Origin of the sequence: Peribacillus sp. FSL K6-1552 (assembly GCF_038005205.1) — a bacterium.
Classification (GTDB): Bacteria; Bacillota; Bacilli; order Bacillales; family DSM-1321; genus Peribacillus; species Peribacillus butanolivorans.
Genome location: NZ_JBBOST010000001.1, coordinates 2,074,279 through 2,094,666 on the forward strand (window position 1 = coordinate 2,074,279; position 20,388 = coordinate 2,094,666).

Below are 20,388 nucleotides of genomic sequence, written 5' to 3' on the forward strand. Positions count from 1 at the left end.
TGGAGTATGTTCGTTGATGCGATAAATAAATAATATTGGGACTGGTTTAGATACATTTAAGAAAATAATGAATATTGGATGTATACGATAGGTGGCAAATGAAGTATTAATTCATTTGAACCAAGCTAAAGAACATTGGGAAAAAAGTAGTTTTTGAGACAATTCTTATTCAGTTAACGGGTAGCGTAATTAAATAAGGAACACGAAAATTATCAATCTTTTTTATTAAAGAATATTTCGATTAAATATTATAAGAGCAGGTTTTGAACAATCATTTTTCAAAACACGCTCTTTTCTTTGTTCGTTTATTAAGGGAGCATTAATTTAAAATAAATTTTATTTCAAAACTAAAATTTTTACTCACTTACATTAGTAATATATGGTATTATTTAAAATGGAATTATTTTCTAAAATATACAATCTGGGGTGGGATTTACATGGAGTTTTTTACTAAGTGGTCGTTTAAGAACAAGGCAGCAGTTTCATTAGTAACCATTTTTATTTTGTTGATAGGAGTTGTTAGTTATTTTAAACTGCCGATGGAATTTTTACCATCTGCTGATAATCCACAAGTTACGATTGTCACAATGGGGCAGGGCACTGATTCGAAAACGATGGAAACGCAAGTTACAGATCCGATAGAAAGGGTTGTTACAGGAGTAAAAGGAAAGAGTTCAGTATACTCCACCACTGGAGATGGATTTTCAAAAGTAGATCTATTCTTTGAATCGGGATCTGATATGAAACAAGCAAAACTTGATGTTCAAGAGGCTTTAGACAATGTAACATTGCCTCAAAATATTGCAAAGCCTACTGTTACACAGCTTAATACCTCAATGATTCCTATTTCATTTATAGCTGTGACTTTTAAGGACGGATTAACAGCTGAAAATCTAGACTTTGCTAAGAAAGAATTAGAGCCTCTATATAAAGATATTAAAGGAGTTTCAGATGTACAGACATTTGGAGTTTCCCAATCTGTTCTTTCAGTTAAAGTGGATAATAAACAATTGGCTAAAAAGAAAGTCTCCATTCAAGATGTAATGAGCGTCCTTAACGGTCAGAATACAGCTCTAGCCGTTGGCGAGAAGGTGATTGATGGGAAGACAAGTAATATTAAGGTTATCGGTGATTTAACGAGTATTGAAAAATTAAAAGCGCTAAAGGTCACTTCAAAGGTCACGCTAGGAGAGATAGCAAAAGTTGACGAAGCGAAGAATGGTAACCTCATAAGTCGTTTTAACGGAAAAGAAAGCATTGATATAAGCATTATTAAGGACAGCCAATCAAATGCTGTCACAATCAGTAAAGAAGTTGAAAAAGTATCAAAAGAAATTAATGAAAAGTATCCTGACCAGAAATCAACTATCTATTTATCTACAGCTGATATGGTGGAGACTTCTGTTCAGACGATGGTTAAAGAAGTGCTACTTGGTGCACTATTCGCCACTATTGTGATTATGGTCTTTTTACGAAATGTACGGTCTACATTTATTACAATCGTATCCATACCGTTATCTCTTGGCTTCACGTTATTTTTGCTGTCATTGTCGGGAGTGACGTTAAATATATTGACGCTAGGCGGTGTCGCTGTAGCGATTGGTCGCTTGGTGGACGATAGTATTGTTGTTATTGAAAATATTTTCCGGAAAATGCAACAAGAGAAGATTTCAATCCAATTGGTGATGGATGCAACAAAAGAAGTAGGAGTGGCGATAACAGCTTCAACACTTACTACTGTAGCCGTCTTCTTGCCAGTAGCTTTATTGAACGGAGGGCTTCAAGAATTTCTACTGCCTTTTGCTTTAACGGTCACTTATTCTTTGCTAGCTTCTTTAATTGTAGCATTAACTGTTGTTCCGTTAATGAGTGCAGGATTGCTGAAGAAAGCGAAGTTGCCAAAACATCGACCAGCTAAGCGTTTTACTAAGTTGGTTACTTGGTCATTAAACCATAAATGGATGGTCTTGATTGTTGCATTGCTGTTGTTTGTCGGTTCAATTGGTACATATTTTGCTATGCCAAAAGGAGCAATTGATAATTCTTCAGCTGACTATGTCTCAGTGACGTTAACTTATCCAAATGATCAGCCCTTTGATAAAGTAAAAGAAAAAGCGATTGAACTCGAAGAAACGATTCAAGATATGAGTGTAGTGGATAATGTGTTCATGCAATTAGGAAACTCTGCCGAAGCGGCTCAATATGGCGCTGTCACATCACCTACAGAAGCGACTTTTGGTATCTTAGTGAAGGATAAAGCAAACATAGATACAATCTTGGGGGAAATCGAAAAGCAAAAAGAAAACTATCCTGATGCGAAGCTTACTACCACCGCTTCTTCATTTATGATGGGGGCATCAAAGACGAACATTACGATAGATGTGATTGGCAGTAATGTTGAAGATTTGGAGTTGACAGCCAATAAGATCAAACAAAATATTCAAGATATTAAAGGAATTGAAGATGTTACAACGAACCAAGACGAAAAGAAAACCATATATTCATTCAAGGTAGATCCGGCTAAAGGCAACACAGAACAAATAGGGCAACAACTTGGTATCATGCTTAATAGAACCCCAATCGGCAATATTACCTTGGAGGATAAGCAGACACCTGTAGTCCTTGAACCAATCTTAGATCCTAAAAAACCAAAGGATTTAAAGAATATTCCTATTATGACAGATGGTGGTTTAGTCCCGGTGTCAAAAGTTGCTTCTTTAAAGAGTGAAGAGAGTGCAACAACCCAGTTCCATAAAGACGGAGAAACGTATCTTCAATTAACTGCAACCGTAGATCCGGCTAAGCTTTCTGATATTGCAAGCAAAATAAATCTTGAGATATTTGGAGATAAGGAGAACAAAGGCCTTGGTATTCCGAAAGATGTAGATATTTATGTTGGAGGAGCTAGCGCTCAGCAGACAGATGATTTTACTGATTTGTTCCTTACCATGTTAATATCGATAGGTATTGTCTTTCTAATCATGGTTATAACATTTAAATCAATTAAAGCACCGATCGCGATTTTATTTTCATTGCCGTTCGCTGCTATTGGAGCAGTGTTAGGATTGGTTATCAGTCGAATTCCAGTGGATATTACAGCACTGTTGGGTGCGCTTATGTTAATTGGAATTGTGGTGACAAACGCGATTGTGCTTCTGGATAGAGTCAAACAAAACGAACAAAAAATGATTATTCGTGATGCAATTATTGAAGCAACGGCTACAAGATTCCGTCCGATTATTATGACGGCTGTAGCAACCATTTGTGCAATGCTGCCTCTTTTATATAAAAAGGCGGAAACTGGAAGTTTGGTTTCGCAAAGCTTAGCCATCGTTGTCATTGGCGGGCTTGCTGTTTCTACACTGCTCACACTTATCGTCATTCCATGTATATACGAATTGCTACACTATAAAAAATCGAAAAAACAGAGAAAGAAAAAGAGAGAACCCGTTAACGAACACATCGAGATGTAAGGGAGCTTAATAAAAAAGTTTGTAGAGAAAGCGACGCTTTCTTTACAAACTTTTTTTCTTTAAAATGAATATAAAACTTACAGTTACAAGAGCCAGTCAAAGAATAGGGAAGATGGCCTTTAGATTCTTTGCCTGTTTTTCCTGTAGTCCTTTAGATTCAGTGTAGATATATCTCAAAATGCATATGATCATCTCATGCTTTTTAAATTTTATTTAAAAAATAGTTGACTTCTGTTCAACCTGTAACTAAAATAGTTACAGCAGAGGTGATAAATAATACAACCGCAAGAAGCAATGGAACAAGTAGTTACATCACTACTAAATCAAATACATGCTGCACAGTGAATGTGTAGTTAATCAATTGCATTCTATATTGTAGAGAAAGCATATTTTTTTACTTTTATTGTAACTAATTAAGTTACAAGTGTAAACTATTGATAAAAAGAGAGGAATATAATATGACTGTAAAAATTAAAGCTTATTCTGATTTCATATGTCCATTTTGTTTCTTAGGAAAAGGTCCTTTAGATGAAATCGTAAAGGAAAAAGATGTAGAAGTAGAATGGATGCCATTTGAATTGCGTCCGAGTCCATATTCCAAAATTGATCCATGGCAAGAGCCTGAAAAATTGAATTCATGGGATTCTTATATTCTTCCTACTGCGAAAAAGCTCGGAGTCGATATGCGTTTACCACGTGTTTCTCCACATCCATATACACATTTGGCTTTTGAAGGGTGTCAGTTTGCAAAGGAGCATGGAAAAGGGAATGAGTTCCACAGCAGAGTGTTTACGGCATTTTTTCAAGAGGAACAAAATATTGAAGATATTGAAGTATTAACAAAATTAGCAGGTGAAGTTGAAATCCCTGAGGATGCTTTTAGAGAAGCGTTAGTGTCACGTAAGTATCGCGAAGTGCATCAAGAAGCTCTAAAACATGCTTACGAAGAAGCTAACATTATGGCTGTTCCAACGTTTATTATTGGTGATGAAGTTATTCAAGGACTAGCTAGCAAAGAAAGGTTAGCACAAGCCATTGAGAACGAAGCAGAAAAAAATAAACAAAATGAATTTGATGGCTTGCAATGTGATATGAAGGGAAATTGCTAATAACGGTTTAAACTATTAGAAAAAATCTATGAATATATAATTTTAAAATTAAACATAATTTGGAGGAATCAAAATGTCAGTAACTAAAACAAATTTAAAAGACGCAATCATCAATCGTCGTTCCATTCGAAAGGTGAAAAAGAACGAAAATATTACGAAAGAAAGAATCAATGAAGTATTAAAAACCGCAATACATGCACCATCTTCATTTAATATGCAAAGTGGACGTATAGTGGTAGTGATGAATGACGAGCATGAAAAGTTTTGGGATATCGTAAAAGAAACACTTCGTTCTCGTGTTCCAGAAGAGAACTTTGGAGCGACTGTAGAACGATTACAAGGATTTCGTGATGGAGTAGGTACAATTCTATTCTTTGAAAACCAAGAAACAATAGAGCAAATGCAAGATAAAGCACCATCATATAAAGAACAATTTCCATATTGGTCCCATCAAGGAAGTGCAATGTTGCAGTATGCAATATGGATGTCTTTATCAGCAGAAGGTATTGGGGCATCTTTACAACACTATAATCCAATTATTGATGAAGAAGTAAAGAAAACTTGGGATATTCCAGGGAAATGGAGTTTAGTAGCCCAAATGCCATTTGGTGAGCCGAATGAACAACCGGGAGAAAAAACCTTCTTACCTTTCGAAGATGTTGTGAAATTTTATTAATACAAGCAAGTATATGAAGGAAAAAAACATGTCAAATTTACAATTTGAAGTCTATACAGAATCTACGTCAGCATATCAAGCAGATTTTGGTACATGTTTAGGAACTTCAAAATAAGAAAATAGTGAAATTTAATCAATATGTGGATAGTCATGTTGTTCAAAAGGCTATTACAGTCTAAAAAGATCAAGTTTCTTAATGTAACATTCCAACCATTAAATAAAAAGAGCCTGTTTACTTTTAACGTAGTAAAAACTGGCTCTTTTTTGTCGGCATTTGCTAAGTTGGATAGTAAATTAGTAAGGAATTCTAAGAACTGGTGATCTATCAGCTGAAGAAAGGTATCTCATAATTAAATTAATAGTAAACAGACCACCATTTAAATTTTAGATGGTGGTCTGTGCTTATCATTGATAAGAGTTATTATCCAAATTTTATATAGTTAGTTTCAATTGTCTGAGATATATCGTATGGCCCCTCATCTTTATTTGAAGGTATGACCGTTGTAATTCCAGACTGCGGATAATAAGAAGAGTTAAAACTGACACCTGGGTCATAACCCATGACATGATATTTACAAATTGTATTATCCTTCTTACTTATCCAAATCCCGTATCCATAATATTCTTCGTCCTCCTCACAAATGTGAGGGGTCAAAAGTAGATGGGTTGTCTCTTCTTTTAAAAGTTTATAGCTAAGTAGAGCTTCCCAAAACTTCATCATATCAGGAGCCGTAATAAATGCTCCTCCATCTGCCCCACCTTGAATTGGGACGGCATAATTATTGGTTTTCCATGTTCCAGCGTCCTCTAAATCTATATAACCAATTGCGGTATTTTTAGGTAGTCTATCTAAAGAGAAATAACCAGAATCATGCATATCACACTTTGCAAAAAGATTCGTTTCTATATATTTAGTAAAACTTATACCTGTTTGTTGCTCAATAATTAGTCCTAATAGAATATAGCCAGCATTATTATAATGAAACCTTTCTCCAGGAGTAAACATCATCTTATTATTTTGAAACATAGGTAAAAAATCAGATAAACTTGTTAGTAGGTACATCGGTTTTTCTTTCCAAAGGTCTTCAAAATTCTCCATTACAGCTTCATCAAAATAATCAGGCATCCCTGAACTATGTGTTAGAAGATGGTGGATCGTTATATCTTCATCGAAATTTGGAAAATCAAGGTCTAAACAACCTTTAAGCCTTGTTTCGAAAGCAATAGCTCCTTTTTCTACTAACTGACAAATCGCTACCGCTGTAAACAATTTACACCCAGAAGCGATTCCAAACTTAGTGTTAATTTTATTTTTTATTTCATCAGCTCTGTTAGAAAAACCAAAGGCAGCCTCATAAACGCAATTATTTTTATTCTTTATTAAAATAACACCAGAAAAGTCTATCTTACTTGTTAAATCTACTATATCTTTATTTATATTTATCATAAAAACACATCCTATATCTGATTTACCAATCTTTTTTACTGAGTAATTATTAGCTACTATTTTAATTAACTGTTCCGGGACTCCTAATAACTTTATCACATTATTTTTATTAAATGGGATTATTTACTAAGTTAATGAGATATCCTAGCGATTTAACTAATACTAATAAAGGAGGGTTTATTGAAAAGTTCAAGTGAAAATCTACTAGGATTGCTTGAGGTGGTTGAGTCTTTGTTGCACCATGATAGTTGAAGCCAGACATATTTTTAGTTGTTATCGTTGTTAACCTATTGTCCATTAATGATACTTTGGCAAAGAACCTTGAAGGTCATAGAGTGTTATGTCTTCCTTTTTTTGCTGTAGAAATATAATTTCAGTTTTGATGTTCTTTCTGCATAGAATTAGTTTGGAGATAAATAATTGACAATGATAATCATTTTCATTTATATTAGGTATATACTGAAAGTGATTCTCAATTAGGTGGGTGATATAGATGAAGGTATTCATTGGCTACGTCAGTTTATCCGGTAATACCGAGAAAATGGCTGTAATCATAAAGAATAGAATGAAGGCTGCAGGCTGTAAAGTATATATGGAAAGATTGGACACGGTAGAAGTTGATACCTTAAAGGATTTTGATTTGGCCTTTATTGGATTATATACATGGAATAAAGAAGATTTGCCATATGAAGCAAACGAATTTTATGAAGAAATAGAACAAGTAGATTTTCAAGGAGTAAAAGTCGCATTTTTTGGTGCCGGCGACTTGACCCATACAAAACCTTGTGCCGCAATAAATATTCTTTCCGATAAAATGAAGGAATATGGTTTTCATGTATTTGAGAAAATATTAAAAATTCATCAAGAAAGCTCTACATATGATCAAATAAAGAAATGCGAAGATTTTGCAGTTTATGCTCTTATATGGGGAAACAAGAGGAAAAAATGGCGATTTCTCTCGTGGAATCGGGTGCTAAGCATCCCGAAATGCCAAAAGTCTGCATAAAGGAGGCCGCTTGATGAATACGCAATTAAGTATAAAAGGAGAAGTAAAAAAAGATCAGCTTATACAAGAACTTCTGAAATTTGGGATATTTAAAAAATATAATAAACAACTATATGAACTTCCAATTGTTGTCCTCCAAAAAGAATTCAATCACTTAAGAGGTGAATAAAAAATGTCTAGAAAAAGGAAATCTTTTAATGAACTACTCAAAGAAAACCGCGAACAATTGTTGCATGACAAAAGTGAGTTGGAACGAATTTTTACAAAAATAGATCAAAAAGCGATTGTTGAGTTAAAAAAAGATCAAGTACAATCATAATAGACAATGACTTAAACATCGTTTGATAAATAGTTAAACAGTTTATAAAAATGATGAACCGAAATCAAAATGTGATTTCGGTTTTTTTACTTATCGTGCATTTTTTCATGAATCCTAATTCATATACCAACTGCTCGATAAATCTCCGGAAAAAATCCTCTATAAATTATTCAAGGGCTAAATGAGTATGGCGTTTAGGATCCTTTTTAACTACGTATCAGTTACGTCGTTAAATCCAAAAATCATTGTTTAAGCCTATCTCTTTATAGAAAACGTTCCTCTCCTACGAGCACAAAGGGTGACTTCATCCTTGCATATGTAAAAAGAATTGCAAAGTTAAAAGAGTATAAAAATGTGTAAGTGGTTGTTAAATTTGAAGATGTATAGAGAATAAAAACTTTGAGAAAAGGAAGAAAAAACTAATAAAAAACCCCAAATAGGGGTTTATATAGTTAATATCTGAATGGTCTTCGCGGACAATAAGGAGGTTGTGGCACTCCACAAACAAACCTTTGAGTGTAACACTCATTCACTACAGATACATTATTTGGGGAATGATGTATATACTTTTTCACATGTTTATTAACGATTGTAGTATGTGTCGGATGAACAACAGGTATTACTGTGTTCGTGACATTGGTTTTAACAAATTGTTTTGTGGGTGAAATTTGAGGTGGACTATGCTGAATAGGAAAAGTTTGTGGCGGACAATATTGTGGTGGACATTGACCATTGTGTGCATTAGCCCATGTTCTATTATACATTTCAAAACCTCCGATTCTTATTTTATAAGTCATTGATAGTTTATGAAATGCAATAATAAATGGACTAGTATAAATGCCTCATTTCAAAACAATAACATTGAAAAGGTTAACTTTGAAAATTATCAAAAATATATAATTTTCATCTTGGTAATATTACTCAGTACGGCTAAACCATAACAAAAAATAACTATTCCGGATAAGAAATGATTACAAAAGATAATCGGGGTCTAAGGGAAATGCAAAAGAAAATTCTATCTATTGTCAGTATAAGTAGTGATCCAAAGGCGGTTCCAATGAACAGGATAGACCAACTAACATCTATACTTTTTCAAAAAGCAGCCGTTTTGCATCTTTGGTTCTAGAAACAGAGAACATGTACATCCACATCTGTTTATTATGTGCCTAAAATGGAAGGGGTTATCGATGGAAGAGACGTAGTTATAAGAGGGTGAATTTGTGTAGGATTATCAAATCTAGTCTTTTAAGTTTAATCCACATATAAGTGCAATGACATACGGAAAGCTATTTATTAGGCTAGCATTTAATTTGAATAGTGCCCTACTAAAACAGTAGACTAAGTTTCGAAACAAGTTTACGAATATGTAGAGCAAGATGTTGATATGGACACCTGGCCCCTTTTAATTTTTAGGTAATGTATGTAGATTAAGGTGACCGATTTCTTGATTGGTTTGTGGAGGGAAGCAAAGAGGCAGTAATACTGTTACAGGTTTAAGCGATAATATGCATCTTGCCTTAATTGTTCATGGGCAATCTAAAGGCTGTGGAATGGCTTTGAGCGAGTGATTAGCTCTGTCTTCATTAGCAAGCTTTACCCTATCCGTTTTGATGTGGTCACTTCTACATGCGGTACATTAATCAAACCCCACAGGAAGTCATTGATCGACTTCTAGTGAGGTTTTAATCTTTTGTTTAGCTTAAAAAACAAAAATTATGAACAAATTATCATTTGAATATATTTATACTGATAATTGGCATAGCAAAAACATCAATAAGAAACGCACATCGATTAAAAACGCTTTACTTGAAGGCCCATATTTAGCAGAGATTGATCTCGATGGTCATATTATTATTTCTTGTCTACGCACATGAATACTTCATTTATTAGGTTAGCAGCTAGTTTTACCGTGCGATTATCATAATCTAATGATGGATTTACTTCACAGATATCAAATGAAATAGTTTTCTTATGTGAAGTAATTTTGCGAATTAATTCTCTAACTATTTTTCCAGAGAGACCAAATGAGGAAGGTGCACTAACACCTGGTGCTTCAGAAGCGTTTATAACATCCATACAAAGTGTTAATATAATACAATCATTTTGATTTATAAAATTTTGAATTTTCTCTTCATTTCCATTGGAAATCTCATTTACTAATTCTTCTTCATAAATCCAGGAACAGTTAAGTGAGGTAGCGGTGTTAAATAATTTTTTTGTGTTTCCATAACGTTGAATACCAATAGGTAAATAACTTGCTTGACTATCATTGTCCAATATTTGTTTAAACATTGTTCCAGAAGAAGTCATTTGGTCATAAGAACGTAAGTCAAAATGAGCATCAATGTTAAGGATCCCTATTTTAACATTTGGTCCAACATACGACCTTACTCCTAGATAATGTCCATAAAAGGTTTCATGTCCGCCTCCCAAAATAACAGGAAACATATTTTTAGTTAATATTTTCTCAACGTGACTTCCTAATTCAGCTTGAGCTGCTTCTAACTGTTGATTTTCACAAATGATATTTCCAAAATCAACTAGACTATCTGCTGATTGGCCGTGCCAAGATAAAGAAGATAAGGATTTACGTATTTCATTTGGAGCTTCTTTGCTTCCAAGTCTTCCTTTATTCCTGCGCACGCCTTCCTCACAAGAGAATCCTATTATCCCGCATGAATCATTTGTTGATGTTTTTGAATGATCACTAACTATTTGATGAATTCTAAATTCATCTTTATCTATTAAACTATCTGTTCTGCCTTTCCATAAATCCATATTTGGTACTGCATACATTTATTATCCCACCCTAGAAATTATTTATTTATTAGAGTATATCTGCTATTATTTATAATATCCAATACCTATTTTCAATATATTAATATAAAAAAACTATAAGTGGGGTGCATTTTTGGATATTAGGCAACTAACTTATTTCATTTCTGTAGTAGAAAATAAGAGTTTTTCAAAAGCAGCAAAAAAATTGCACCTTTCTCAACCCTCGTTAAGCAATGCAATTACAAAATTAGAACATAATATTGGATTTCCTTTACTTGAACGGTCTACTCGTTCTGTTCGACTATCAGATTCAGGAGAATTATTCTATCAAAGAGCAACTGAAATATTAAAAAAATTCCAACAATTTGAAATAGAATCGGCAGAAATACAACAAGTTGGAAATAAGCAGCTGTCTATCGGAATTATTGAATCAACAAAACATTGGATATCTCAGGTAATTAGAGATTACAATAAACATCAATCAATAACTCATTATCAATTAGACGAAATATTAAGTAAAGATAATGTAATTAACGCATTACTAAATTATAAAAATCATCTTGTTTTAACAAATCAAGAAATTACACACCAAGAATTAAATGTACAAAAATTATATTCTGAAAAATTATGTTTAATTGCAAATGTTAATCATGCACTGTTCAAGATACCGAATATTTCATTATCGGATATTCAGCCATACCCTTTTATTATATGTTCAGATGGATTTGAAACGAGGAATAACATTTTCAAAGCCTTTGAAGCCGAAAATCTTTCTCTCGATGTACAATTTTCCGTCGAACGCTTTGAAACAATTTGTGAACTAATTTCAAATGACTTAGGTATCAGTATCTTACCTGAACGATATTGTGAAAGTATAAATGATTCTAGATTGCACTTTGAATATTTGGATTCTTCATATTTTAACCGTACTGTGTACCTAGTTACATGTAAGAATCGTTTTGTTGCTCCACATGTTAACTTATTTATTAAACATATTTTTGATTTTCACAAACTCGAAGTCCCGATAGAGTAAAGCCTATTGGGGCTGGGTAACTGGGATTTTTCGTATGTGGTCTCTAACAGCCCAAAATTAAAAGAGTAGCAATTGCTACTCTTTTAATTTTTAACCAGTCCTATTTTAATTCTAATTGAATTGTAGAAACAATATTAGCATCATCGATCCATAAATAAACATTCTTACATTTGTGCGTGAAATATCTAATTGCAAAAGTATCTTTTAAAGAAAAGTCCAACTGGATAAGGCAAGAGAAATTATAGGACCCTGTGATGTGTTATTTAAACAATCTAACACCTCATCGAACCCCATATCTTCGTCTTTCTCTATAAATTCAGATAATATCTTGTATGATTTTTGAGGTCTCCATTCATATTGTGTGTTGTTAATTGTCCCATATAGATTTTTTATTATTGGATTTACCTTATTCGACCTGATAAAAGAGAGAGATTCTTGATTCGGCTTACTTAACATTATTTCTGATGGTAATTCGTTTTCTAATACAATTTTCGTGTTGTCAAAATGCATAATAATTTCTTCGATTACTTGATTATCAATTCTATTATTTGACAAATAACGAAGTAACACTATTATCATCTTGAGAACCCAACAATAAAAAGAATTGAGTTAATAGTGAATATTTTTTTTGGACATTTGATTCGGGAATAAATTCCCTGATCTTGAAATCTAAAAGACTGTTTGTATTGTCTTCAAACTGATTATTTGCTTCAAAAGGTTTCAACCATTCCAATATAGAAAACCACCTAGTATGTTATTATTTTACCTTAAAATAACTATAACCATTTGCAATTGCTGAATAAGGGCCATTTTTTACTGTCATGAACGTTCCATCTAGTTTTGCACGATATTTTGCAGCAGACAATCTGTCAGATGATATTGTTTAGTAGCTTCCATTAGGTCAATTATGTTAATTAGAGATGCAAACGTTATTCAGTGTAGATTTATTCTATTCGAATATTAAAGAATCCCCAATATTATATTGTTTTTCATCAATAATTTTATCTTTTTTATAAAAAATAACCTTGACTTCTTTTTCTTCAAAAGCTTTTATGATGGTATCTTTCGTTATCCCCTTAGAATAGAATATAAATTCGCTCTTATATATATCAGAATTATCACTTTCTTTTTCGGAGGAATTCCCGAACCAATATCTCTGCTGATTATCAATTGTATTAATTACTTTCTTAAAGTCTGGTATATTTACTCTCTTCTTACTAGAACCATCTATCTGGAAGGTAAGAGAAAATTTTCTAAAGTCATCTTTTTTAGGGTCTTTAAGGTAATTCACCTGTACTTCTTTAAATTCATCATCCGTTAATTTATCTATTTGAACATTCAAATTTACATTTTCCTCTTTACTAGTACTTTTATTACTACAAGCTCCCATAATAGCAATAATTAAGATTAATAAAATAGTTTTAATAAATAAAGCTTTTTTCATGTGATATCTCCTCTTAATTTATTTTTAACCATAATAAATAATCTAATGAACTGTTTCCCTTTTAAAAGGGATTGTAAAAGGGGCGAATTGTTAAAATGTTTGTGTCTTAACTTTCCTCTTTAGAAGGTACTAATTTTAAAGCTTTTGTATTATCAAGGACACCATATCCATATTCATGAGGATTCCCAATTTTTCTGCTGCACCTGCAACATATGGTGTCGCCACAGAAGTTCCGTTTGTATATATATAATTATTGTCAATATACGTACTACAAACATTTTCACCGGAGGCACTATATCCAACTCTTTACCAGTAAGCTTCTTGATAAAGTAGGATCAGCTGACAATAAACTAAGGCTAGCTCGGTGGAAAGACGCGGTTCACATCATTTAATAATCTTTACAATTAGCATATGTCAATGCCACATATGCTAATTGTAAAAAGAGAAATCGAAATGTATCCTTCCAGTTTGTCTTCCCCGGTAAGTGATGGAACAGGACTACCCGTGTATTTTGATTGGAGTTGTTTTCAGAGATTTTCGATGCATTCCATCTTATTAATAGATTTAGGACTAAAGCTGATTCACTAAACGTGATTAGACCCTAATTGTTAAATCATATTTTTAACAACTTTATGGATGTATTTCCAAATATTTAAAGCTATTCAAATCATTGTTTCCAGAAATAATAAGAAAAAACACAATGGAGAAATCAAATGAAAAACAAAAAAATTTATCAAGTATTTATCGTTACTTTATTATTTGTGTTAATGATTAATCACACTGTTTATGCAATTGAATGGGAAGATGAAGATGTACCTATAAGCTTTAAAATTGAGATGTTGCCTTGGGAGATTGTAAACAACATTATTCCTAATAAAACAAATTTCACCATTATAGATATTGAAACTGGTTTATCATTTAAAGTACAACGAAGAGCAGGTAGCCATCATGCCGATGTACAGCCACTAACCAAGGAAGATACTCAAATCATGAAGAAAATTTATAATAATAAATGGAGTTGGAATAGAAGAGCTATTATTGTATTAATCAATAATCAAATGATTGCTGCATCTATGCATGGAATGCCACATGGCGCTGGTGCTCTTCAAAATGGTTTTTCTGGTCACTTCTGTGTTCATTTCTCTGGAAGTATAACGCATCGTTTGAAAAACGAAGATCTTTCTCATAAATTAATGGTATTGAAAGCGGCTGGTAAGCTTGATGATTATATAGAAACGGTAAGTCCCTATGAACTTATTCGTATTTTTACCATTTCCATTAATCAAGGAAATCAGAAATTATTAGCACTGACCTTATCAAATCCGAGTCATCTTAATCGTGTCAATAAACTTGTTGAAGATATTACATATTTTGGTGTTGTTGACCCTTTAAGACAACCACCTGAGCAACTAAATGGGGTATTTCTCGTGGATGTACCCGTTCAAGTAGCTATCTATAAGAAGAGAGAAGGCAAAGAAAAAAAGGTTATGCATTTTATGATCCGAAGGGACAGTTTGACTGATCGTTGGTTTATTGATCAAGATTCGCTCTATGAAGACTTAAAATAGGATATGTAAAATGAGGAATACATGAAATGATAAATTCCAACCCATATTAAAATAATGTGGGGGTGGTTTCACTGAGATTAACATGGATTGCCGGCCTTTTACTATTCGTTCAACAAGTGTATATTCCTGACAGCTTATCGGTAACCCAGCAAGGACAAACGATTGCTGCTGTCAAACGCTCTGATGTTTCTATGCCATTTCTAGATGTTCCTATTATGGACGTGGATAAATACAATCAGTTTATCGAAAAAATAGACCGTCATGTGTATCAAGAACCAGTAAATGCCACAATCGACAAGAATGGTAATATTCTTCCTGGGCGGGTAGGTTACAAGCTATACCATCAAGCATTTAAAGAGCAATTTTTTTCCTTTCTATACGGACGTAGAGAACAGAAAGTAGAAGTTCCCTTACTTGCCATTCATCCAAAGGTTGATAACGAACTACTTGCTCAGATACGTGTAAATAAGATTGGTGAATATAGAACCTATTTTAATGTGAATAATAAAAATCGTTATAATAATATCTCGCTCGCTACAGACGCCATTAATAATTATGTCGTGTTTCCAGAAGAGACGTTTTCTTTTAACCAAGCCGTTGGTAAGAGAACAGTGAACAAAGGATATTTGCCCGCTCGCGTTATCGTCAAAGGAGAGTTTTCTGAAGGGGTCGGTGGAGGGATTTGTCAGGTTTCATCCACTCTGTATAATGCCATCGACAATGCAGGGTTGCAAATTATTCACCGCTACTCCCATACTAGGCATGTTCCTTATGTTCCACCAGGCCGCGATGCCACGGTAAGCTGGTATGGTCCTGATTTTAGCTTTAAAAACAAGTACAACCAACCAATCCTAATCCGAGCTACAACGCAAGAAGGCACTGTAAGTATCAGTGTTTACTCATCAGATTTGATAAATAATGAGACACGGAAAGTTCCCTATGCTTCAAGTCAGATATCAAAGGAAGCTTTGGATTATACGAATGTGAAAATTGTTGAATAAACAAGGGGCCCACCAATCTGTGCGGCCATATTGATCTCGTTTTTTTAAGCGGTATGGAAGTAGCGGAAAATGGTGATCTGGCAAACTGGATGATCCCAGGCAAGGTCTTCAGAGGACTTGGGTGAAGCGATGGATCTTGTCAACGGAACGAAACACGTTATCGGAACATGTGAATAAGTATACCAAAAATTAGGCTTGAATGTCACTGCCATTAACGGGTAAAGGGGTAGTACATAAGAGGGAATGATTCGATTGCCTAATACTTTAGAAAACACATTGAACAAATGAAAGAAGCAGTTGGTGATGGTGTTGAATTAATAGGATATCGAAACATCAGCTTTTGTTTATTTAATCTCTTGCGCTGTTTTTACCATCATTCATTGCAGCAGCGGGACTTAATTTGAAAAAAGGTCTTTCCTTCAAAGATCCATTGGTAATTAGCAGCGGAAAACAACCGTGACCAAACAATAAAGTAATGAATATGTTTATCAAATTTTCAACTTTGTAATTCATGCGATGTTACGAGGCAATTCACCATCAATTTATCGCTATTACCTTTATACAGTAAATTCTTACTGAATCATGGTATTATTGTTTATTCAACTAAAATTAAATTTTATAATCGATTAATAAAGAGCTGATAATAATAGATGAAACAGAAAAATTCTGAAACGTTCGAGGAAATACTGAGTGGAGGAACGGAATAGTTTAACCAGATTTTTCTTTTCATTATTCGATTTTTTGGGTATAATATATTAAATCATATTAGAAGGGATGATGGGTGGCCGATGAAGTTCTAATCTTATTTCAACATTTGAGAAAATTTTTCAAATTAAAAAATAGGATTAGTCTGCCCATTTTCCATATAATTTTTTAAGCTATTCATTAAATAGCTTATTTTCATTATGAAAAATGCAACTAATCCTTCCAAATTCATTTGGGAGGATTTTTTTCTCCCTTGAAAAAGAAAGGGTGATACGATGAAAGAAATCGTAAAATTAAATCAAATAAATTTAGAAATTATGGACCGTATTATATTTAAAGATCTTAACGCAACTATTGGTCGTGGAGAAGTGATTGGTCTAGTTGGCCGTAATGGTAGCGGAAAGTCCACGCTATTACAAATATTACTTGGACATGTAAAACTATCTGAGGGACAGGTTGAATGGGAAAATAACAAAACCGAAGTCTTTTTAGTGGATCAGGAGAAACAAACATACGCATCTGAGCATGTTACACAATTAGAAGCTACTCTAATGGCGAAATGGCATATTCCAGATGTTCCTTACGAAGTGTTAAGTGGCGGAGAAAAGCTCAAAATTCGTCTTGCAAAAGGTTTCGCGTTAGCACCGCACTTACTCTTATTAGATGAACCAACAAACCATCTAGATATAGAAAGTACGGAGCTATTAGTTAATCAAATAGAAAATTATACGGGTACAATCATTGTCGTTTCACATGACAGATATTTTTTGGATACTGTAGCGACGAAAATTTGGTCGATTGAAAATACGAAATTATTCGAGCAAAAAGGAAATTATACACATTATATAAAGATTCGAGAACAAAGAAGATTAACTCAACAAAGAGAGTACGAAAAACAACAAAGAAAAATGGAACTCGTAGAAAATCAAATAAACGAACTGACATCGTGGTCGCAAAAAGCGCATGCACAATCGACGAAGCAAGAAGGATTTAAAGAATATTACCGCCTAAAAGCGAAACGAATGGATTCTCAAGTCAAATCTAAGCGTAAACGTCTTGAGAAGGAACTTGAGAAGACGAAGGTTGAACGTGTTGAGGAAGATTATCTTGTTCGATTTTCGTTAGAAGCGAATACGAAGGTCGGCAAAAGATTTTTAGAGGTAAAAAACTTAAAAAAGGAGTTTGGGGAACGAATATTATTTGAACAGACGAATTTTACAATTCAACACGGTGAAAAAGTAGCGCTTATTGGCCCGAATGGTAGTGGGAAAACGACATTTTTAAATATCGTAATGGGCAATGAGTTTGCTGAAGGGGACATTTGGGTTTCCCCATCTGCGAATATTGGTTATTTAACGCAGCAAGTATTTGACTTGCCTCTAGAGCAAACGCCTGAACAATTATTTAAACGTGAAACATTTAAAGAACGGGGCAAGGTTCAGAATTTAATGAAGCATTTAGGATTTACAGCAAGTCAATGGTCTGAGCCAATTGAACAGATGAGTATGGGAGAGCGCGTGAAGTGTAAGCTTATGCTATATATACTGGAAGAAAAAGATGTACTAATTTTAGATGAACCGACAAACCATTTAGATTTGCCTTCGAGAGAGCAATTGGAAAAAACGTTAGCAGAGTATACCGGTACGTTGGTCGTTGTTTCACACGATCAATATTTCTTGAGTAAAACGACTTCAGTTCAGTTGATTTTTGAAAATCACCGTATACAAAAGAAATTAAAGCAATCAAATGAAAAGGTTGATTCACTTGCAGAACAGCGCTTAAAGCTTGAAACAGAACGACAAGAAGTATTAGGGAAATTGAGCTTTTTATCATCCAAAAGCCCAGAGTATATAGAACTCGATCAAAGATTCAATGAACTTACAAAAAAGATTAAGAGATTAGAAAATCTATAATTCAGTAACGAACGCACTTTAGTGGAAATTAAACGAATTTGATTTTAGTTTTATTAATTGTATTTACTCTGAACGAATCATATTAAAGAGCTTAAAAAGGAGGTACTACGTTTTAGATAGTATCTCCTTTGGGTTTCTTAAGCAAAATAAAAGACTTTATTATCTCTATACAGCTGCCAGTTTATCTGCTATTTGTACTGCCATTCAGTTAGCTCTCCTTTATTAGGTCTTGATAATTTCAAAATGAAGTAAATTTATTACTTAGGGTACAACTTTGTATTACATCGACAACAGACTCTTTTACATCCAAAAAACCTTGTAATCCTTGATAGACAAGGATTACAAGGTTTATATAAGATAATTCTGACTTGAACTAGCAACTGTCAATCATTCCAACCTATTTGGAACAATTAAGAAGCTAATTTAGCTGATTTTGAAACTTTTTCAGGAAACCATAAACTCACTACAATACCAACAATAAGACAGATAAAGAAAGTGGCCGCTTTAGCAGTCACGATGGCTTCTAAAGGAGAAGTGGTCCACAGGATGGCACTGATAAACCCTGTAATAATAGTGGCTACTACGCCTGTGCCAGATGTTTTTTTCCAAAAGAATATAAGTAAAATGACGGCAGAAAATGTATTGCCGACTCCTGCCCAAGCAAAACTGACCATATTATAAATAATGGAGCCAGATGCTAACGAAACAACAATACCTACAAGACCAGCTACAATGGCAATGCAACGAGATAATTTCACTAAGGTTTGACTCTTTATCGTCATACCCATTGCTTTATGAACAATATCTTCACTTACTGATGTTGTAATAACGAGTAATTGAGAAGAAGCTGTTGACATGATAGCAGCTAAAATTCCTGCAATGATGATTCCTGCAACCCATGGTGGCAACAAATCGAATACCATATGAGGCAAAATCATTTCAGAATCTTCAATCGTTCCTTGTTTATAGATAACGGAAGCAAAAATGGCAGATAAAAAGGCACCGACATAGACAATTAATGTCCAAATAATCGCAACAATTTTTCCTGTTTTTAGTTCTTTTTCATCCTTTAACGCCATAAAGCGAGAACTTAATTGCGGCTGTCCGCCAAGCCAGCCAAAGAACCAAGAAAGGTTTGTAAATAGCATGGCTCCGATGGCTAGTCCAGATAATCCTCCGATCCAACTATCTGCACCACTTCCCATTGAACTTAAGGTATACGAAATCGATAAATCATTTTGTTGAATTTCAAAAAATCCTGCAATTGGAACGATAATAAACGCTAAAACCATTAAAAAACTTTGAATTGTATCAGTCCATACAACTGACATAAACCCACCCATACAAGAGTAAGCAATAATGATGAGGGCAACTACAATGGTTCCTACCGTAATATTAAGTCCAGAAAAAGAATAAAGAGTTTTACCAACACCGGAAAATTGAGCTGCTAAGTAGCAAGTAAAAAATATGACCATAATGATCGATGACAACCAACGAATCAAATTAGTGTGATTAGGAAATTTCACAGCTATATAGTCGGTTAATGTATACACTTTATATTTTTTTGTTTCATTCATAAATCTTTTGGCTAAAAAGAGCCAAGAAAAGAGGACGCCTATAAACATTCCCGATAAGATCCATATTCCTGACAAACCTGTTACATAAATAAAACCTACTGCCCCTAAGAACATATAGGCGGATTCACCTGTAGCTCTTTCAGAAAAAGCTAGTGCCCAACCAGGTAACTTATTTCCACCGAGAAAATAATCAGCGTGGTCCAATTTTTTTCTACTAAAGAGCACACCCACTCCAAGCATTAAGAGAAGGTAAATGATGATTTCGGCAAAAACAATCGAGGATCCTGAAAAATTCATTTTATTATCTCCTTTATAAATTATATTAAACAAAGTTGTATA

General features: G+C 33.8%; 16 protein-coding genes and 1 pseudogene. 11 read left to right on the top strand and 6 right to left on the bottom strand.

Annotated features, from left to right (window positions below; translation table 11 throughout):
• The first annotated feature begins 437 nt into the window (after positions 1 to 437).
• The 3 genes from NST21_RS10085 to NST21_RS10095 all read left to right on the top strand — a co-directional run bounded on the left by NST21_RS10085 (position 438) and on the right by NST21_RS10095 (position 5,258).
• Positions 438 to 3,473 carry an efflux RND transporter permease subunit gene (locus NST21_RS10085; protein ID WP_340888928.1) on the top strand — a complete coding sequence of 1,012 codons (3,036 nt, stop codon included), beginning with the start codon at positions 438 to 440 and terminating at the stop codon, positions 3,471 to 3,473.
• Between the two features lie 458 nt (positions 3,474 to 3,931).
• Positions 3,932 to 4,582 (top strand): DsbA family oxidoreductase, encoded by a 651-nt coding sequence (locus tag NST21_RS10090; RefSeq protein ID WP_340888929.1) that lies wholly within the window; start codon positions 3,932 to 3,934, stop codon positions 4,580 to 4,582.
• 73 nt (positions 4,583 to 4,655) lie between these two features.
• Positions 4,656 to 5,258 carry a nitroreductase family protein gene (locus NST21_RS10095; RefSeq protein WP_056523889.1) on the top strand — a complete coding sequence of 201 codons (603 nt, stop codon included), beginning with the start codon at positions 4,656 to 4,658 and terminating at the stop codon, positions 5,256 to 5,258.
• 421 nt (positions 5,259 to 5,679) lie between these two features.
• On the opposite strand, the gene NST21_RS10100 is transcribed toward NST21_RS10095, so the two are convergent.
• Positions 5,680 to 6,705 (bottom strand): serine hydrolase domain-containing protein, encoded by a 1,026-nt coding sequence (locus NST21_RS10100; RefSeq protein WP_340888930.1) that lies wholly within the window; start codon positions 6,703 to 6,705, stop codon positions 5,680 to 5,682.
• Between the two features lie 493 nt (positions 6,706 to 7,198).
• Here NST21_RS10100 and NST21_RS10105 point away from each other — a divergent pair, with 493 nt between their 5' ends.
• The 3 genes from NST21_RS10105 to NST21_RS10115 are packed head-to-tail and all read left to right on the top strand — an operon-like array spanning position 7,199 to position 8,030.
• Positions 7,199 to 7,711, top strand: a complete 513-nt coding sequence (locus NST21_RS10105) for a flavodoxin domain-containing protein (RefSeq protein WP_340888932.1) — start codon at positions 7,199 to 7,201, stop codon at positions 7,709 to 7,711.
• Positions 7,712 to 7,724: 13 nt separating this feature from the next.
• A complete protein-coding gene (locus tag NST21_RS10110; RefSeq protein ID WP_083450699.1) occupies positions 7,725 to 7,880 on the top strand; it encodes a Fur-regulated basic protein FbpA in 156 nt (51 codons plus the stop codon).
• 3 nt (positions 7,881 to 7,883) lie between these two features.
• On the top strand, positions 7,884 to 8,030 hold the full coding sequence (locus NST21_RS10115) for an FbpB family small basic protein (protein ID WP_340888936.1): 147 nt from the start codon (positions 7,884 to 7,886) through the stop codon (positions 8,028 to 8,030).
• A 452-nt stretch (positions 8,031 to 8,482) separates the two neighbouring features.
• On the opposite strand, the gene NST21_RS10120 is transcribed toward NST21_RS10115, so the two are convergent.
• Positions 8,483 to 8,794 (bottom strand): CotD family spore coat protein, encoded by a 312-nt coding sequence (locus tag NST21_RS10120; protein WP_340888938.1) that lies wholly within the window; start codon positions 8,792 to 8,794, stop codon positions 8,483 to 8,485.
• 1,087 nt (positions 8,795 to 9,881) lie between these two features.
• The gene (hutG, locus tag NST21_RS10125) at positions 9,882 to 10,826 is read right to left on the bottom strand and encodes a formimidoylglutamase (protein WP_340888940.1); all 945 of its coding nucleotides are present in this window, start codon (positions 10,824 to 10,826) and stop codon (positions 9,882 to 9,884) included.
• Positions 10,827 to 10,941: 115 nt separating this feature from the next.
• On the opposite strand from hutG, the gene NST21_RS10130 reads away from it, so the two are divergent.
• On the top strand, positions 10,942 to 11,841 hold the full coding sequence (locus NST21_RS10130) for a LysR family transcriptional regulator (protein ID WP_340888942.1): 900 nt from the start codon (positions 10,942 to 10,944) through the stop codon (positions 11,839 to 11,841).
• A gap of 544 nt (positions 11,842 to 12,385) precedes the next feature.
• Here the strand turns inward: NST21_RS10130 and NST21_RS10135 are convergent.
• Together NST21_RS10135 and NST21_RS10140 are read right to left on the bottom strand one after the other, a co-directional pair.
• A complete protein-coding gene (locus NST21_RS10135) occupies positions 12,386 to 12,574 on the bottom strand; it encodes a hypothetical protein (RefSeq protein ID WP_340888944.1) in 189 nt (62 codons plus the stop codon).
• A gap of 216 nt (positions 12,575 to 12,790) precedes the next feature.
• Complete coding sequence (locus tag NST21_RS10140) at positions 12,791 to 13,285, bottom strand: hypothetical protein (protein ID WP_340888946.1); 495 nt, start codon at positions 13,283 to 13,285, stop codon at positions 12,791 to 12,793.
• A 713-nt stretch (positions 13,286 to 13,998) separates the two neighbouring features.
• Between NST21_RS10140 and NST21_RS10145 the strand changes: the two genes are divergently transcribed.
• The 4 genes and pseudogenes from NST21_RS10145 (at position 13,999) to abc-f (ending at position 18,472) form a co-directional block, all read left to right on the top strand.
• Positions 13,999 to 14,853, top strand: coding sequence for a hypothetical protein (locus NST21_RS10145; RefSeq protein WP_056523865.1), 855 nt, complete (start codon positions 13,999 to 14,001; stop codon positions 14,851 to 14,853).
• Between the two features lie 71 nt (positions 14,854 to 14,924).
• Positions 14,925 to 15,854 (top strand): VanW family protein, encoded by a 930-nt coding sequence (locus NST21_RS10150; RefSeq protein WP_057217611.1) that lies wholly within the window; start codon positions 14,925 to 14,927, stop codon positions 15,852 to 15,854.
• Positions 15,855 to 15,877: 23 nt separating this feature from the next.
• A pseudogene (locus tag NST21_RS10155) lies at positions 15,878 to 16,092 on the top strand (CoA-transferase); the annotation flags it as partial.
• 742 nt (positions 16,093 to 16,834) lie between these two features.
• On the top strand, positions 16,835 to 18,472 hold the full coding sequence (gene abc-f, locus NST21_RS10160; protein WP_057217571.1) for a ribosomal protection-like ABC-F family protein: 1,638 nt from the start codon (positions 16,835 to 16,837) through the stop codon (positions 18,470 to 18,472).
• Between the two features lie 410 nt (positions 18,473 to 18,882).
• Here the strand turns inward: abc-f and NST21_RS10165 are convergent, their stop codons facing one another.
• The gene (locus NST21_RS10165; protein ID WP_201249741.1) at positions 18,883 to 20,346 is read right to left on the bottom strand and encodes a sodium/proline symporter; all 1,464 of its coding nucleotides are present in this window, start codon (positions 20,344 to 20,346) and stop codon (positions 18,883 to 18,885) included.
• Positions 20,347 to 20,388 lie beyond the last annotated feature (42 nt).

Bases quoted from the DNA above. Each gene is read 5' to 3' on its own strand.
- NST21_RS10085 (WP_340888928.1), top strand. From the start codon at position 438: ATGGAGTTTTTTACTAAGTGGTCGTTTAAGAACAAGGCAGCAGTTTCA.
- NST21_RS10090 (WP_340888929.1), top strand. From the start codon at position 3,932: ATGACTGTAAAAATTAAAGCTTATTCTGATTTCATATGTCCATTTTGT.
- NST21_RS10095 (WP_056523889.1), top strand. From the start codon at position 4,656: ATGTCAGTAACTAAAACAAATTTAAAAGACGCAATCATCAATCGTCGT.
- NST21_RS10100 (WP_340888930.1), bottom strand. From the start codon at position 6,705: ATGATAAATATAAATAAAGATATAGTAGATTTAACAAGTAAGATAGAC.
- NST21_RS10105 (WP_340888932.1), top strand. From the start codon at position 7,199: ATGAAGGTATTCATTGGCTACGTCAGTTTATCCGGTAATACCGAGAAA.
- NST21_RS10110 (WP_083450699.1), top strand. From the start codon at position 7,725: ATGAATACGCAATTAAGTATAAAAGGAGAAGTAAAAAAAGATCAGCTT.
- NST21_RS10115 (WP_340888936.1), top strand. From the start codon at position 7,884: ATGTCTAGAAAAAGGAAATCTTTTAATGAACTACTCAAAGAAAACCGC.
- NST21_RS10120 (WP_340888938.1), bottom strand. From the start codon at position 8,794: ATGTATAATAGAACATGGGCTAATGCACACAATGGTCAATGTCCACCA.
- hutG (WP_340888940.1), bottom strand. From the start codon at position 10,826: ATGTATGCAGTACCAAATATGGATTTATGGAAAGGCAGAACAGATAGT.
- NST21_RS10140 (WP_340888946.1), bottom strand. From the start codon at position 13,285: ATGAAAAAAGCTTTATTTATTAAAACTATTTTATTAATCTTAATTATT.
- NST21_RS10145 (WP_056523865.1), top strand. From the start codon at position 13,999: ATGAAAAACAAAAAAATTTATCAAGTATTTATCGTTACTTTATTATTT.
- abc-f (WP_057217571.1), top strand. From the start codon at position 16,835: ATGAAAGAAATCGTAAAATTAAATCAAATAAATTTAGAAATTATGGAC.
- NST21_RS10165 (WP_201249741.1), bottom strand. From the start codon at position 20,346: ATGAATTTTTCAGGATCCTCGATTGTTTTTGCCGAAATCATCATTTAC.